Source organism: Halorussus ruber, assembly GCF_004765785.1.
GTDB classification, from domain to species: Archaea; Halobacteriota; Halobacteria; order Halobacteriales; family Haladaptataceae; genus Halorussus; species Halorussus ruber.
Map to the genome: position 1 here is coordinate 57,805 of NZ_SBIT01000001.1, position 15,700 is coordinate 73,504.

The 15,700-nt window shown below is 62.8% G+C and carries 15 protein-coding genes; 5 read left to right on the forward strand and 10 right to left on the reverse strand.

Features of this window, described 5'->3' with window-relative positions:
* Positions 1 to 4 precede the first annotated feature (4 nt).
* The gene (locus tag EPL01_RS04845) at positions 5 to 1,441 is read right to left on the reverse strand and encodes an MFS transporter (protein WP_135824136.1); all 1,437 of its coding nucleotides are present in this window, start codon (positions 1,439 to 1,441) and stop codon (positions 5 to 7) included.
* A gap of 224 nt (positions 1,442 to 1,665) precedes the next feature.
* Between EPL01_RS04845 and EPL01_RS04850 the strand changes: the two genes are divergently transcribed.
* Positions 1,666 to 2,037 carry a 30S ribosomal protein S8e gene (locus EPL01_RS04850; RefSeq protein WP_135824137.1) on the forward strand — a complete coding sequence of 124 codons (372 nt, stop codon included), beginning with the start codon at positions 1,666 to 1,668 and terminating at the stop codon, positions 2,035 to 2,037.
* A 3-nt stretch (positions 2,038 to 2,040) separates the two neighbouring features.
* On the opposite strand, the gene EPL01_RS04855 is transcribed toward EPL01_RS04850, so the two are convergent.
* Both EPL01_RS04855 and radB read right to left on the reverse strand, forming a co-directional pair.
* On the reverse strand, positions 2,041 to 2,652 hold the full coding sequence (locus tag EPL01_RS04855) for a hypothetical protein (protein WP_135824138.1): 612 nt from the start codon (positions 2,650 to 2,652) through the stop codon (positions 2,041 to 2,043).
* Between the two features lie 185 nt (positions 2,653 to 2,837).
* Complete coding sequence (gene radB, locus EPL01_RS04860) at positions 2,838 to 3,554, reverse strand: DNA repair and recombination protein RadB (protein ID WP_135824139.1); 717 nt, start codon at positions 3,552 to 3,554, stop codon at positions 2,838 to 2,840.
* 251 nt (positions 3,555 to 3,805) lie between these two features.
* On the opposite strand from radB, the gene EPL01_RS21470 reads away from it, so the two are divergent.
* The 3 genes from EPL01_RS21470 to EPL01_RS04870 all read left to right on the forward strand — a co-directional run bounded on the left by EPL01_RS21470 (position 3,806) and on the right by EPL01_RS04870 (position 5,373).
* Positions 3,806 to 3,952, forward strand: a complete 147-nt coding sequence (locus EPL01_RS21470; RefSeq protein ID WP_168215814.1) for a hypothetical protein — start codon at positions 3,806 to 3,808, stop codon at positions 3,950 to 3,952.
* 262 nt (positions 3,953 to 4,214) lie between these two features.
* Entirely contained in the window at positions 4,215 to 4,490 is a 276-nt protein-coding gene (locus EPL01_RS04865) for a hypothetical protein (protein WP_135824140.1), read from the forward strand.
* A 133-nt stretch (positions 4,491 to 4,623) separates the two neighbouring features.
* A complete protein-coding gene (locus EPL01_RS04870) occupies positions 4,624 to 5,373 on the forward strand; it encodes a hypothetical protein (RefSeq protein ID WP_135824141.1) in 750 nt (249 codons plus the stop codon).
* A gap of 3 nt (positions 5,374 to 5,376) precedes the next feature.
* Here the strand turns inward: EPL01_RS04870 and EPL01_RS04875 are convergent, their stop codons facing one another.
* Together EPL01_RS04875 and larC are read right to left on the reverse strand one after the other, a co-directional pair.
* On the reverse strand, positions 5,377 to 7,017 hold the full coding sequence (locus tag EPL01_RS04875; protein WP_135824142.1) for an ATP-dependent nuclease: 1,641 nt from the start codon (positions 7,015 to 7,017) through the stop codon (positions 5,377 to 5,379).
* A 39-nt stretch (positions 7,018 to 7,056) separates the two neighbouring features.
* Positions 7,057 to 8,457 (reverse strand): nickel pincer cofactor biosynthesis protein LarC, encoded by a 1,401-nt coding sequence (gene larC / locus EPL01_RS04880; protein WP_135824143.1) that lies wholly within the window; start codon positions 8,455 to 8,457, stop codon positions 7,057 to 7,059.
* A 367-nt stretch (positions 8,458 to 8,824) separates the two neighbouring features.
* On the opposite strand from larC, the gene EPL01_RS04885 reads away from it, so the two are divergent.
* On the forward strand, positions 8,825 to 11,050 hold the full coding sequence (locus tag EPL01_RS04885) for a CDC48 family AAA ATPase (protein ID WP_135824144.1): 2,226 nt from the start codon (positions 8,825 to 8,827) through the stop codon (positions 11,048 to 11,050).
* A 51-nt stretch (positions 11,051 to 11,101) separates the two neighbouring features.
* Here EPL01_RS04885 and EPL01_RS04890 read toward each other — a convergent pair whose 3' ends face one another.
* The 5 genes from EPL01_RS04890 to pstB form a co-directional block, all read right to left on the reverse strand.
* The gene (locus tag EPL01_RS04890; protein ID WP_135824145.1) at positions 11,102 to 11,518 is read right to left on the reverse strand and encodes a helical membrane plugin domain-containing protein; all 417 of its coding nucleotides are present in this window, start codon (positions 11,516 to 11,518) and stop codon (positions 11,102 to 11,104) included.
* Positions 11,519 to 11,520: 2 nt separating this feature from the next.
* On the reverse strand, positions 11,521 to 12,663 hold the full coding sequence (locus EPL01_RS04895) for an NAD(P)/FAD-dependent oxidoreductase (protein WP_135824146.1): 1,143 nt from the start codon (positions 12,661 to 12,663) through the stop codon (positions 11,521 to 11,523).
* 398 nt (positions 12,664 to 13,061) lie between these two features.
* Positions 13,062 to 13,739 (reverse strand): phosphate signaling complex protein PhoU, encoded by a 678-nt coding sequence (gene phoU / locus EPL01_RS04900; protein ID WP_135824147.1) that lies wholly within the window; start codon positions 13,737 to 13,739, stop codon positions 13,062 to 13,064.
* A 64-nt stretch (positions 13,740 to 13,803) separates the two neighbouring features.
* Positions 13,804 to 14,484, reverse strand: coding sequence for a phosphate signaling complex protein PhoU (phoU, locus tag EPL01_RS04905; RefSeq protein ID WP_135824148.1), 681 nt, complete (start codon positions 14,482 to 14,484; stop codon positions 13,804 to 13,806).
* Between the two features lie 293 nt (positions 14,485 to 14,777).
* The gene (pstB, locus tag EPL01_RS04910; RefSeq protein WP_394346242.1) at positions 14,778 to 15,635 is read right to left on the reverse strand and encodes a phosphate ABC transporter ATP-binding protein PstB; all 858 of its coding nucleotides are present in this window, start codon (positions 15,633 to 15,635) and stop codon (positions 14,778 to 14,780) included.
* Positions 15,636 to 15,700: the final 65 nt, after the last annotated feature.

Consider the following 15,700-nt stretch of genomic DNA (forward strand, 5'->3'; position numbering starts at 1 on the left):
ACCCTCAGAACAGCGGTTCGCCCATCGTCTCGCGGCCGAACGCAAGCACCACGAGGCCGCCGAGGACGAACGCGACCGCGAGGGGCGCGAGCGCCGCCAGATACCCCGTCTCGACCAGCGCGCCAGCCAAAATCGGGCCGAGGACCGCGCCGACCTTGCCGACGCCGCCAGCGAACCCGTTGCCGGTGGCCCGGACCTCGGTCGGGAACAGTTCCGGCGTGTAGGCGTAGATGGCACCCCACGCGCCGAGGGTGAAGAAACTCGCCGCGAGCAGGCCGCCGAAGAACGGCCAGAAGCCCGACAGGCCCGCGCCGAACAGCGAGACGTTGGGCATCGAGGCCGCGAAGACGAAGGTGAACAGCCCCGAGAGGGCGAGATAGCTCCCGAGCGTGGGCCTGCGACCGATCTTCTCCACGAGGTAGGCCGCGCTGAAGTAGCCGGGGAACTGGACCAAAGCGATGAGCAAGAAGTAGACGTAGATGCCTTCGAGCGTGACGCTCCCGACGGAGATGCTCTCGACCACGCCCGCCGCGCCGACCGTCTGGGGGAGCCAGATGAACACGCCGTAGTAGCCGAAGTTGATGGCGAACCACGCGGTCGCTATCATCGCGGTTCGGGCGCGGAGGTCACCCTCGAAGAGCCGCGAGTATCCGGCCGACTCGGTGGTCTCGACCGACTCGGCGCTGATGGGCGTGAACTCCTCGCCGTTCTCCTCGGCGATGGCCCGGATGCGCTCGTTGGCCCCGTCGATGTCTCCTCGGCGAGCGAGGTAGTATGGCGTCTCCCGGAGCTGGGAGCGAATCACGAACACCAGCAGGGCCGGGAAGGCCGCGCTTGCGAACAGGAGTCGCCACCCCGCGACCTCGCCGACGACCGGGAGCGCCACGGTACCGGCAGTACCGGGGAGCGCCGAGAGGAACAGCCACGCCAGCACGACCGCCAGCACGTTGCCCAGCGGCCAGAAGGCGTCGAGGTAGACCAGATAGCGCCCCCGCCGGTCGGTCGGCAGGTGTTCCGAGAGGTAGGAGGTGTCCACCGCGAGCGCGCCGCCCAGCCCGACGCCGGTCAGGAACCGGAGCGCGAACCCGGAGTAGAATCCGGTGGCGAAGGCCGTGAGTCCCGCGAACACCGAGTAAGTCAGCACGGTCCACTGGAAGGCGTCGATTCGGCCGTGCTTGTCGGCGTACCAGCCCCACACCCAGTTTCCGGCTATCATGCCGACGAGGCTCGCGCTCCCGAGGAGTCCGGCAGAGAGGCCCGACAGCCCCCACGCCGAGATGAGAACCGGGAGCGTGAAGCTGATGATGATGACCTCCATGCCGTCGAACGCCCACGCGCTTCCGCAAATCGCCAGCAGGCGGCGGTGGAAAGCGCCGACGGGGATTCGGTCCATCACCTGCGAGACGGTGACGCGCTCGTCGGTGGTAACTCCGTCTGCCATGATTATCTATTCGGGACTCGGTATCGGACGTACTTAAGGACGAGGAATTCGGAGAACGATTCGGCGTTTTGAAGAAGATTAGTCTTCAAAGAGGGGCAGGGACCGAGTCGGACTCCTCCGGGTTCGAGTCGGCCCGACCTCCCTTGTCCCCGCCCTGACCTCACCCTGACTCGCGCCGACGCGAAAGGTTGGATATAAGTACGCCCGTGGCGGATTTTCCGGGTATGAAAGACCAAGGACGTTCCACGCGCTCCCGAACCGGCGGTCGACTCCGCCCGCACGACAAGAAGAAAAAGCACCAGTTGGGCCGTGAACCCACCGAGACCACGGTCGGCGAGACCCGCCTCCGGACCATCGACGCCCGCGGCAACACCGAGAAGGTCCGCGCGCTCTCGACCGACGTGGCGAGCGTCGCCAAGGGCGGCGAGACCGTCGAGGCCGAAATCGAGGACGTCGTCGAGAACGACGCCAACCCCAACTACGTCCGACGGAACATCGTCACCAAGGGCGCAGTCATCGACACCAGCGAAGGCAAGGCCCGCGTCACGTCCCGACCCGGCCAGTCCGGCAACGTGAACGCGGTCCTCGTCGAGTAATTTTCACTCGCACCCGACGGATTCGGCGACCTCGCGGAGTTCGCGCTCGCCGACCTCGTCGGTGAACGTTTCGACGCTCACTCGGTAGACGTAGCTGTCGCACTCCCAGACGAACTTCCCGCCGCCGTCCTCCTCGGCGTAGCGCGCGTCGCGGTCGCCGACTGTCGTCGCGTTCCCCGCGGTCAGGTCGTAGGCCGACTCGTTCTCGGCCTTCCGGACCGAGACGACGTTCTGGAGGGTTCCGTTCCGGACGTGGTGGTACGCCATGGCGACGTACTCGCTATCGGGGAGTTCCATCAGAACGGCGCTCTCGAACGCGAACGGTTCGGAGACGTTCGGTTCGGGCACTGAGAACGGCGCGTCGTCCGCGAGCGCCTCCCGGGTGTCGTAGGTTCGGGGCCGGGGCGATGCGGCGGTCGTCGCGGTCGTGTCTGCTGTGGTTGTTGCGGTTGTGTCTGCTGTGGTCGCGTCTGCCGTAGTTGAGTCCGCTGTGGTCGTTGCAGGCGCGTCTGGCGTAGTCGTCGCGGTCGCGTCCGGCCCGCTCCCGGCCCCGCCGAGGCAACCGGACAGGACGAGCGAACAGGCCAGCGCGAGGAGCAGCAGGCGGCGATTCATCTCGCAACCTCCCTCGGGGGCGTCGGTTCGGAGCGGCGATGCGGTCGCGGGAAAGCGGGAACCTTCATTGTCGAACCTCGCCGAAACTTCGGGTCGGTCACACGTGGGCGGTCCGACAGTTCCCCGAGCGCGAAAATCGCACCCGACGTTTATTTGTTAGAACGTTGTTGTTTCAGAGTTCGGCCTCAGACGCCCACGCCGTCCTCGACGGCTTCGAGTCCCGCGTCGGTAATCCGGAACTGGACCTTTTCGCCCGCGGCCTTTGCGCGGTGCTTTTCGAGGGTCGCGCGCCGGTTGCCCCCGCGGAATCGCTCGATGCGGACGACCGTGCCGGTCCAGTGTTCGAGGGTGTGCCCCCCGAGCGGTCGAGTGCGGTCGCTGTCGGGGTCGGTGTAGACCTGATTCGTCAGGACGACCGCCAAATCGTGTTTGCGCGCCAGCGAGAGGAGGTGCGTGACCTGACTGGCGACCTCGCGGAGGGCCTCGCCGCCCTCCTCGTCTTCGGCCCGCTGGAGGCGGTAGAACCCGGTCGCGCTGTCGAGGACCACGAGGTCGGCGCGCTCGGCGAGTTCGGCGGTGTCGCGGACCGCCTCCTCCTGTTCGGCGAAGTCGTAGGCCTCCTTGACGATGATTCGGGAGGTCAGGTCTTCGATGTCGTCCGCGCCGACCTCCTCGGCGCGGGCCTCGGCAACCTGCTCGAACCGGGAGAGCGACAGCCCCTCGGTGTCGATGTAGACCGCGGTGCCGCCGTCGGCGGCGACTTCGACCGCCGCGCCCAGCGCGACGTTGGTCTTGCCGGCGGCGGGCGGACCGTAGACCTGCGTGACGGTGCCGACCTCGAACCCGCCACCGAGGAGGTCGTCGAGGGGACCGCATCCGGTCGGGATGGACTCGTGGTTCACGACCGAGGGTTGGTCCTACCCGGCCTAAAGCCTCCGGATTCGCGGTCAGCGTTCGGATTCGTGGGGGTTGGTGGCACAGTCGCTCTGTGTGACCCCTATCGACGCGACGACCCTTGTCGGCGCGCGCAGAACTGCGCACGCCGACGGTTCCCATGGAAACGTCATCCCGCAGAAAAAGTCACTCGGGACTGGTAACTCAGATACGAAGTATCGAATCGCTTATGTCCATGAGTGATGTTATCACATCTAGTATGATGGTCGCAACCGTCTTGGAGTGCCCTCAATGCGTCGAGGAGAACCAGGCGGAGTTCACGGGTGAACTCGTAGACGGCGATGGCGTCTGGCGGATGCGGTGTTGCGGGACGCTTGCCGACGGCCCGCACCCGGAAGGGGCGTGATTCCGGGGTGAAGGTGGTGAGGGTGGGGCCTCACGTCGGGGATGCGCTCGGTGAGTCGTTCCACCGGGACGCGCTCGACTGACCAACCGCTAGTCCGGGTGGACTGAAGGGGTCGGCCGGTCGTGCCCTGAAGGGACTTGGTCGCTTCAGCGTGTTGAATCTCCGGTAGAGAGACTCTGATAAGCAGATATGTTATAAATCACCTCACACACACAATTAAATAACATAATGATTTATTATCTATGGTGTTGGTTTCTCGTCTATGGGATTCTGTGAGCTTTGTTCAGAAGAAATACAAAACCGGGCAGAATATTGCCTTGTGGATACAGAGACGGAAAAGAAATTAGATATTTGCGATGAGGATGGAGGAAAACTTATTGAAGATTCGACGACCGATGGAAAATGCACCTATTGTGGCGAATTCGCACGATACCAAATAGCAGATATTGATTGGAATGACGATACAATTAGCTCATCTGGTCGTCAAGAAGTCCTAGGAAATTTGGTTTTATGTGAAGACTGCAAGAATTCTTGGTGATAGAACACTAGTTAAGGCAATTTCTGAGAAGCAAGTTCAACGTCTACTCTTTATATTCTCGATTTTGAACCTATCACTACTCTCTCACCCGAGCCAGTTGAACTTTTGACCCCCGAAACCGAACCCTCGACTCGTGACAGTCGTCGTCGCTACCGAGAACTTCGAGGTGTACCACGGCGTGGTCAACGAGTTGCGCGACCGGGGCGTGACCTTCACCACGGTCGAACCCGGCGACTCGCTCCCGGACGGCGCGACGGTTCTCATCCGCGCCGAAGGCGACGACACTATCGACACCGACGAAATCGAGGTCCAAAACGTCGAGACCGTCGTGGCGGTCCCTGACAACCCACGGCGCGCGGTGGACGAAGCGCTCGCCAGACTGCGCGGCGGCGAGGGCCGGACCATCGTCGGCATCGACCCCGGCACGCGGCCCGGCATCGCCGTCCTGTCGGGCGACATGGTGGTCGCGGCCTTCCACGTCCCGCTCTCCGACGTGGCCGAGACGGTGCGCCGCGAGGTCGAGGACGCCGTGGACCCCGTGGTCCGCATCGGCGACGGCGCGCGCTTGCAGGGCGGGCAACTCATCCGCGAACTGGAGGAGGTCCCGGTCGAACTCGTAGACGAGACCGGCACGACGCCCTATCTCGGGACCGGCGCGCGGGGCATGGGCGACGTGCTGGCCGCCGTCAACATCGCCCGATTGGAGGGCGAGCGCGTCGAGGGCCGCGACGTGGAACCGACCGCCGGGGAGTTGCAGGTCATCCAGAACAAGTCACGCGAGCGGGCCGACGACAACCGGGAAATCGACGAGGAGTTGGCGAGGCGAGTCGCGGCGGGGGACCTCACTTTAGAGGAGGCGATGGACGAGCATCGTCAGGAGTGACTGTTACTCTGCTACTTCAGCTACGCACTCCCACAGGAAATCTTCTACTTCGGCTATCTGCTCACCGTTCTCATACATGTGTTTAACAATTTTCTTACCATCTTCTATTTTATTAAATCCGTAACCATCATCCATACATCGGTTGATCTTCTCTTCCATATCGTCGTATTTCCCGACAAACGATTCATCCACGTTGAGGTAACAAATCTCGTTTATTGACTCGTGAGAGTAGTAATTTTCAATTTCTCGCCGTTCTAATACCTTACACCGTGTGTCGTGGTCGTGAAATCGGTCCTGAATTTCACGTACCTCTGCTTTTGGCCGTCCGTCCGCCGATTTCTGATCGCTGTCAAGCAGAATTGCGAAGTTCCGATTAATCCGTGCTAGACGTTCTGGTTCGCAGTGAATCATATTCCCAGTCCCACCGAGATGTTGAACCGTGATGTTGTGTTCTGTCCAGTCGTCGATAGCACACCGTGCGATTTCTTCGACAACCTTGACTTCAGTAGGTCCTTCGACGTAGATAACGAAGTCACTCTGGAGGATGTCGCTATTTCGCGCCCCGATTTCGTTAATGGCTGCGAAAGCATCGTCTCCAACGTGTGTAACACCCGTCTTACCATCGGTTCGACGGACGACGTAGAGGTTCGCATCGCTCTTTTGATCTATCATCACCTGCGAGTGCGTCGAAATGTAGGCTTGTCCTTTCTCGGCAATGCTCCGAAGGGCGTTTAGCATTTTTCGCTCCGCGGCCGGATGGAGGAAGTTCCCCGGTTCCTCAAACAAGAGACAGTATCCTTCGCCGACTTCTTGGTCCACATATGTCTGCATCAGAGAGAGAATAAGGAGACTCCCAACGCCGGAACCGCGTTCTGAGACGTTCACGTCTTCCGGCATGTATCTATCCTCAATCGATATCGTTGGAGAGATAGCCTTCGATATCTTCACGGAGCCAGTCTCTACGTTGATGTTAGCCACATCCGGCATGTGTGACTGCATTTTGTCGGTGAGTTCTGTTCCGAGGTCAGATGCAGTCGCCGTAAGAGAATCCTCAAGATTATCAATGTGGTCCTGTAGCGAATCGTCCTCGTCGATACCACCCCGCTTAAGTATCGGTTCAAGTAAGTCATTCAGAATCGTCCCGCCTTTCAATTTCGTCTCTTCCTTCACGTCGCGCTCGGCCGGAATCCAGATTGGCCGAGGAAGAAACTGCTCCCAGATGTGATTTCTCGATTGGGCTTTTGTAAGTCGCTCGTCGTCGTAGACGATAGCGCCCGCAGATAGTTCCTCTCCGTTGACGTAAGTGGTAGCACTCGGCGTCGTGTTCTCTCTCCGTTTGAATTCCCTTCGTATAGTAATTTTATCGCTTTCAGGAGCGTAGTCATCGTGAAGCTGTTCCCGGAGTGTATCGGGAATGTCGATAAACGTCCCAGTAAGGACAATTTCATCTGCTTCTTTTTGATGAAAATGGTGGTTACTCGGTTTATCTCTGCTTAAAAGACAGTCAATAGCCTCCAAGATTGATGATTTCCCAGCATCATTCTTCCCAATAAAGATATTGAGGTCGTCTGTCTCTAACCCACCAGAGTCAACAATCGACTTGAAATTTTGTGCATGAAATTCGCAAAGCGTCATCGACGGCATATAATTATATGAATACTAATTAGATAAAAATAGTTCGGTTTAGTTGAAAATGGAGATATTGTTCTCGGCGCGGCGCATCACCTCGCGCACCGCCACGCCCGCGTCTTTCGCCGCCGCCGCGCAGTCGTCGTACTCGGCGCTCACGTCGTAGACTGCGCCGTCCTCGTCGCTGGCGAGTTTGACCGTGATTTCGTAGCGTCCGCCGTCGAGGTCCACCGTGACCGTCTCGAACTCCCGATTCGCTATCCAGCGGTGGGTCGCCCCCGACTGGCGAATCCCGAGCGTGCCGGTCTCCTCGGCGAGGCGGCGCGCGACGGCCTCGGCGTCCTCGGGCTTGCAGACGACCTTCACGAGGTGGCCCGGCCGGGACTTCTTCATCGTCAGCGGGACGATCGACACGTCGCGCGCGCCGACCTCGGCGAGCGACTCCTGCAGACCGCCCAGAATCTCGGGCGGCGCGTCGTCCAGATTGGTTTCGAGGACCGCGATGTCGTCGCGCACGAGGCCGCCCTCCTCGCTTTCCCCTACCATCGCCCGCAGGACGTTCGGATGGTCGGGGAAGTCGTACCCGCCAGCGCCGTAGCCCGACGAGTCCAGCCGAATCGAGGGCAGCGATTCGACCCCCTCCGCGAAGTGTGCCAGCACCGCCGCGCCGGTCGGGGTCAGCAGTTCGGCCTCGACCGGGCCGCCCCGGAGCGACCAGTCGGCGCGCTCGGCGATTTCCACGACCGCGGGCGTCGGCACGGGGTAGACGCCGTGGCTCATCTCCATCTCGCCGCCGCCCGTGGCGAGGGGTGTCGTCACGACACGGTCGGGAGCCAAGTCGTCTATCAGGAGCGCCGCGCCGACCACGTCGGCGATGGCGTCGTCCGCGCCGACCTCGTGGAAGTGCGTCGAGTCGAGGTCGGTGCCGTGGACGCTCGCCTCGGCCTCGCCGAGGAGTTCGAAGACGGCGAGGGCGTCGGCCTCGGCGCGCTCGGGGAGCGTCATGGATTCGACTATCTCGACCACCTCGGGGTAGGTCCGGAGCGGTCCGGAGCCTTCGGCGTGGGTGTGGTCGTGGCCGTGTCCCTCGTGGGAATGGTCGTGGTCGGCGTGGTCGTGAGAATGGTCGTGGTCGTGGCCGTGTCCCTCGTCGTGAGAGTGGGCGTCTCCGTGAGAATGGTCGTGGCTGTGTTCCTCGTCGGAGTGGTCGTGGCTGTGGCCGTGGTCGGCGTTCTCTGTCTTCGCCTCGTCCGAGGCATCTCCGTCGTCCTCCAGCAGGACCGAGACAGTCGTCGCCGAGATGCCGTTCTTGCGGGTCTCGCCGACTTCGTAGCGCACCGGCAGGGCCTCCTCGACGGGGGCGAGCGCGTCGCGGTCCGCGCCTGCCGCCAGCAGGGCCGCGAGTATCATGTCGCCACTCGCGCCCATTCGACCGTCGAATGCGAGCGTCTTCATGGCGGTAGATTGGACGCTCGCGGCGAAAAAGGCGATGATTGTGGGCCTTCAGTCTGGAACGCAGGAGACCGGTACCGCACCGCGCCCCGTGTCTCCCGGCCCACCGCGCGCAGTTCTGCGTGCGGTGGGAATCTTAGTCCGTGATTCGAACGCGTTCCACACAGTTTTTCGCCGAGCGCACTCCTCGATGTACCACAAACGACACCAGTACACCAAACTGCTTTGTAGCGCGAACACGTATGCAAAATCATAGCATGCGCCCGGACGTGACGACGCCGTTGGCCGGTTTAGTGGACGAATACCCCGGTAGCAAAGGACTTATCCTTCGCGGGCGCACATCGACAAACAATCCCCGTATTACTGAATCATGAATGAAGTCCAACTAGAGGTGGCAAAGGCGTACCCGAACGATTCGGGACGCGGTATCGCCCGTCTCGACCCGGACACGCTCCTGCATCTGAAGCTGAGCCCGGGCGACATCATCGAAATCGAAGGCGGTGACACGACTGCCGCGAAGGTCTGGCGGGCCGACCGGCAGGACTGGAACACCGACACCGTCCGCATCGACGGGTTCACGCGGCAGAACGCCGACGTTGGCATCGGCGAGCGCGTCGAGATTCGGAAGGCCGAGGCCGAGAAGGCCGACAAACTCGTCCTCGCGCCGCCCGAGGAGGCCAGCGTCCAGTTCGGTTCGGACGCGGCCGGGATGGTCAAGCGCCAGATTCTCAAGCGCCCGGTGGTCGAGCGCGACATCGTCCCCGTGATGTCGAGTACGAACCACCCGTTCATGCGCTCGCCGGGGCAGGCGATTCCGCTCATCGCGGTCGAGACCGAGCCGGAGGGCGTCTGTCTCATCACCGAGGACACCGAGGTCGAGTTGCGAGAGGAACCCATCTCGGGCTTCGAGAAGACCGGCGGCGGCATCACCTACGAGGACATCGGCGGCCTCGAAAACGAGATTCAGCGCGTCCGGGAGATGGTCGAACTCCCGATGAAGCACCCCCAGATCTTCAAGAAGCTGGGCATCGAGCCGCCCCAAGGCGTGCTGCTTCACGGCCCGCCCGGCACGGGTAAGACCCTGCTTGCGAAGGCCGTCGCCAACGAGACCTCCGCGAGCTTCTTCTCCATCGCGGGGCCGGAAATCATCTCGAAATACTACGGCGAGTCCGAGCAACAGCTTCGGGAAATCTTCGAGGACGCCACCGAGGAGTCGCCCTCCATCATCTTCATCGACGAGTTGGACTCTATCGCGCCGAAGCGCGAGGACGTGACCGGCGAGGTCGAGCGCCGCGTGGTCGCGCAACTGCTGACCATGATGGACGGACTGGAGTCGCGCGGGCAGGTCATCGTCATCGCGGCGACCAACCGCGTGGACTCGGTTGACCCCGCCCTGCGGCGTCCGGGCCGGTTCGACCGCGAAATCGAAATCGGCGTGCCGGACGAGACCGGCCGCGAGGAGATTCTCCAGATTCACACCCGCGGGATGCCGCTGTCGGACGACGTGAACCTCGGGAGCCTCGCCAACGACACCCACGGCTTCGTCGGCGCGGACATCGAGAGCCTGACGAAGGAGGCCGCGATGAAGGCCCTGCGGCGGTACCTCCCCGAAATCGACTTGGACGAGGAGGACATCCCGCCGAGCCTCATCGACCGGATGATAGTCAAGCGGCAGGACTTCAACGGCGCGCTCAACGAGGTCGAACCCTCCGCGATGCGCGAAGTCCTCGTGGAACTGCCGAAAATCTCGTGGGACGACGTGGGCGGTCTCGAAGAGGCCCAACAGCAGGTCAAAGAGAGCGTCGAGTGGCCGCTCTCCTCGCCCGAGAAGTTCCAGCGCCTCGGCATCGAACCGCCGAGCGGGGTCCTGCTCTACGGCCCGCCCGGCACGGGCAAGACCCTGATGGCGAAGGCCGTGGCCAACGAGACCAACGCGAACTTCATCTCGGTCCGCGGGCCGCAACTGCTCAGCAAATGGGTCGGCGAGTCCGAGAAGGCCATCCGCCAGACCTTCCGGAAGGCCCGGCAGGTCTCTCCGACGGTCATCTTCTTCGACGAGTTGGACAGCCTCGCGCCCTCGCGCAGTCAGGAGATGGGGAGCAACGTCTCCGAGCGCGTGGTCAACCAACTGCTGACCGAACTCGACGGCCTCGAAGAGAAGGGCGACGTGATGGTCATCGGCGCGACCAACCGCCCGGACATGATAGACCCCGCCCTCATCCGGTCGGGCCGGTTCGACCGCCTCGTCATGATCGGCCAGCCCGACGAGGAGGGCCGCGAGCAGATTCTCAAGATTCACACCGACGACACGCCGCTGTCGGCCGACGTGAGCCTCCGCGAACTCGCCGAGATTACGGACGGCTACGTGGGTAGCGACCTCGAATCCATCGCCCGCGAGGCCGCCATCGAGGCGCTCCGCGAGGACGACGAGGCCACCGAGGTCGGCATGAGCCACTTCCGGCAGGCGATGGAGAACGTCCGGCCGACCATCACCGAAGACCTGCTGGACTACTACGAGCAGATGAAAGACGAGTTCAAGGGCGGGTCGTCGAGTCCGACCCAAGACCGCCGGAACGACCGGATCGGGTTCCAGTAACGTCGGACCCGTACGCGTCCGACCTGCGTTTACTCGTCACTCGCCGACTCGTCAGCCACTCTCCTCGCCGTTTTCTCGCACGTTTCGACCGAGAGCCTGCGCGACCGCGACGAGGTAGCCGAGTCCTCGCTGAACGTCCGGGTCCCCGAGCGCGCCGACGAGCGCTAGCGGTCCCATCTCCTCGGGCACCGAGTCGTCGGCTTCGACCTCGCCGACGGCGTCCACGAGGGTTCGCAACCCTCGGGCAGTCTCGGGTTCGGTACTTGCGTCGGCCAGTTCGCCCAGCGATTCGCCGGTACCCGCGAGCGAGACCACCATGTCGTCGTCGAGCGCCGCCATGCCGAGTTCCGCGGACGCCAACAGTTCGTTCACGACGTCGAGTCTCTCGGCGAACTCGGTGACCTCCTCGGAGTGGTCTGCAATCGCTTCGGTTACTGCGTCTTCCTGCGTCGAGTCGGGTTCTGACATGGTTACAGAAGTCCTCGTGCGGTCAGCCAGTAGGATTCGTTGTACGCCAGTTTCGCCCAGTGAATCGTGCGCGATGGCTCCGGCAGGTCCGGTTGGGTCTCGTAATCGAGCGAGACGTAGGTCGCTTCGTCGAGGCCCGCCTCGACGAAGCAGAGCGTCTTGCCCGAGTATACCGCGGTCGGCGTCCGACCGCGAACGCGACTCGCCAGTCGCTTGGCGACGACGCTGGCCTCGTAGTGGGCGGCGCTTCCGGCCTTGCTCGTCGGCAGGTCGGCGTTGTCACCGAACGCGTACACGTCGTCTGCTCGCTCGGCCTCCAGTGTGTGCTGGTCTACGTCTATCCAGCCCTCGTCGCCGAGTCCCGACCGGGCTATCAGCGGGTCGCCCCGGTGGGGCGGAATCGTCACGAACAGGTCGTAGTCCAGTCGCTCGCCGTCGGTAGCAGTGACGATTCGCTCGTCGGGGGCGACCGACGCCACCTCGAACGACGTGACGGTCTCGATGCCACGGTCGGCGAGTCGGGGTTCCGCCCAGTCGGCGATGGCATCCAGCGAGTGAGCGCGGTCGGCCGGATAGGTGTAGGTGATGGACACGTCCTCGCCCAGTCCGCGCTCGCCGAACCACGCGTCGGCGATAAAGACGAACTCCAGCGGCGCGACCGGGCACATGTGGGGCATCCCGACGACGCCGAGTACGATTCTGCCTTCGGTGAACTCGGCCAGCGCGTCTCGGAGCGCGGTCGCCCCGTCTGGACTGTAGTAGTGGTGTGCCCCCTCGACGAGGCCCGGTACTGTCTCGGGTGCGAGTTCCGCGCCGGTCGTCACGACGAGGTAGTCGTAGTCGAGCGTCGCGCCGTCGTCGCGCTCGATTCGCTTCGCGTCTGTGTCGATTTGCTGGACGTGCGCGATGCGGAGCCTGACCCGACGGTCCAGCAGTTGGTCGAGCGGTCGCACGCCGTCCGCTACGTCTCGCATCCCGAACGCGACGTAGAGGAACACGGGCTTGTAGACGTGTTCCGGACTGTCCGTAACCAGCGACACCTCGACCTCGCCCGCGTCTATCTCCTCGGCCAGTTCGTCGGCGAGTCGATTGGCGAGGACGGTCCCGCCGACCCCGCCGCCGACGATTGCGATTCGCCGCGTCATCGTTCTCCCGTTCTCGAGCGTAGTTGCGTCATCTCGTACCCCCGCATCCGCGTACGGCGTCGATGGGGTTAATCGTGTGCCCCGCTGGAGACCGTTTCCGTCGATTCGAGTGCGACCGCTTGAATCGACGGACGGGTTAGGACGGCCGTCTCGGTACGGCTACAGGCGTGTTTAGATGCCTAAGACAAATAATATTATGTCTTTTACACAATTTTATATTTTCTTACTGCTCGTATAGGTCTCTTTCTGTCGGGCCGACGCTCGAGGAGACCAGCGGTCGGCGTGGGCGTTCGTTTCGACCGACTGCTCGGAAGACGCAAGGTGCCTTCCGGTGGGTTCTGCCAGCGAAAGAGTGCAAGCCCGCTGCTTGCGCGACCGAGTGCAGCAAAAAGTGGTAGCTAATAAATGAGTTCGTCGTCGTTCTCGACCATGTAGAGGGTCCGGGCGGCGATGTTGACCGCGTGGTCGCCGACGCGCTCCAAGTCCCGAACTGTCAGGAGGAGCCGCGAGACGTCCTGCAGCAGTTGCTCGACTTCCTCCTCGGTGTTGTTCTCCAGTTCGGTCTCGATGAGGTCCCGCACCACGATTTCGCTGGCGCGTTCGCAGAGTTCGTCCAAGTCGTCGTCGCGCTCGGCGATGCTGTAACAGCCGTCGGTGTCCTCGTCGGCGTAGGCCGTCATTGCGTCGTCTATCATGTCGAGGGTGAGCGCGCCGAGTTCCTGGATGTCCACCTCGGGGAACACGTCGTGGTTGGCCTCGTGGGTGTACTCGCCGAGGTTGGTGGCGAGGTCGCCGATGCGTTCGAGGTCGGTGATAATCTTGAACGACGCCGCGATGAATCGCAGGTCGCCCGCGACCGGCTGTTGGAGGGCCAGCAGGTCGATGCAGTCCTGTTCGAGTTCGAGGTAGAGTTGATTGACCTCCTCGTCGCCGTCGATGACCTCCCACGCCAAGTCGTCGTCCTTCTGTTCGAGGGCGTCGAGTCCCATCCGAAGGCGCTCCATCACGACCTCGCTCATGTAGAGGACGTTCTCGCGGAGGTCGGTGAGCTTCTGCTGATAGTCCTCTCGGGGCATACCTACGAATGGGTGTGTCCCCCTGTTGTACCTTTCGCCCGCGCTAGCTGACGGGCGTCGGACACTACTCGATGAGTCGGTCGTCGGTCTCGACCATGTAGAGGGTCCGGGCCGCGACGTTGACCGCGTGGTCGCCGACGCGCTCCAAGTCACGAATCGTCAGCAGGACCCGCGAGACGTCCTGTAGAAGCAACTCGACCTCCTCGTTGTCTGCATCGTCGCCGAGTTCGGTCTCGATGAGGTCCCGGACGACGAGTTCGCTGGCGCGCTCGCAGGTCGCGTCGAGGTCGGCGTCTCGGTCGGCCAGCGCGACACAGGCCACGGCGTCCTCGTCGGCGTAGGCGGTCAGCGCCGCCTCGACCATCTCGACTGCGCGCTCGCCGACGTCCCGAAGGTTCACCCCTTCGAACACCTTTTGGTCGGCGTAGAGGGCGTACTCGGCGAGGTTGACCGCCAAGTCGCCGACCCGTTCGAGGTCGGTGATAATCTTGAACGACGCCGCGACGAACCGCAGGTCGCCCGCGACCGGCTGTTGGAGCGCCAGCAGGTCGATGCAGTCCTGCTCTAACTCCAGATACCGCCGGTTGACCTCCTCGTCGCCGTCGATGACGTCCCATGCGAGTTCGTGGTTCTGCCGGTCGAGCGCGACCAGTCCCTTCCGGAGGCGCGAGACGACGAGGTCGCCCATCCCGAGGACGGCCTCGCGGAGCGATTCGAGTCGGTTTTGGAATCCGGTTCGTGGCATGAGGGATGAGTTCGTGTCGGTGTGGTTGAGTGCGTGATTGGCGTGTCGATGCGTCGGGCGACGAATTTGGCGCGACCAGTGATTCGCTCGGTCGAGTTTCCAACAGTTCCGGAATCTCAGCAATCCACCGCAGAACAACGAAATCTACCGCGAGCGAACGAACGTGAGCGAGCGGCCCAAGGAATCCCTCGAACGAGCGCCGAAGGCGCTCGTGAGGGGGTGACGCCGTGGTTTTCATGAAAGTTTTGCCAGCGAGGAAGCGCCTACGGCGCTTCCGAGCGCAGCAAAAGTTTCTATCCGAACTTACCCGTGATGTAGTCCTCGACGCGCTGGCTGTTGGGGTTCTCGAAGATTTGGTCGGTCTCGCCGTACTCCACGAGGTCCCCGCCGGTCAGGAAGACCGCGGTCTGGTCGGAGATGCGGGCGGCCTGCTGCATGTTGTGGGTGACGACGACCACCGTGTAGTCCTCGGAAAGTTCCTCGATGAGGTCCTCGATTTTGGCGGTGGCGATGGGGTCGAGCGCGGAGGCCGGTTCGTCCATCAGGATGACCTCGGGGTCGACCGCGAGGCAGCGACCGATGCAGAGGCGCTGTTGTTGCCCGCCGGAGAGGCCCAGGGCGTTGTCGTCGAGTCGGTCCTTGACCTCGTCCCAGATGGCGGCCTGCTTGAGCGAGCGCTCGACGATTTCGTCCTCCTTCTCGGGTTCGGCGCGCCCGAGGAGTTTGTCGAGCAGGCCGTCGTTGATGTCGCCGTGCTTGCGCGGGCCGTAGGCGATGTTGTCCCGAATCGACTTCGGGAAGGGGTTGGGTGCTTGGAACACCATGCCGACGCGCTTGCGGAGTTCCACGAGGTTGACGCCGTCCTGGTAAATCTCCTCGCCGTCGATTTCGACCGAGCCGTCGACGCGCGCGGAGTTGATGCGGTCGTTCATCCGGTTGAGACAGCGCAGGAAGGTGGACTTCCCACAGCCCGAGGGACCGATGAGTGCGGTGACGCTGTTCTTGGGAATGTCCATCGAGACCGACTGGATGGCGTGGTCGTCGCCGTAGAACACGTCGAGGTCCTCGACCGAAATCTTGGGTGCGCCGTCGAACTGGTAGTCGGTCCACTCGTCTTTGAGTTGCTCTTGGCTCTCCCCGCTGACCGTCATCGACTGGCTCGCGGACTGTTCGTCGGTCGCCTGTTCGCTCGCTTGCTCGCTCTGTTTGAATTCTG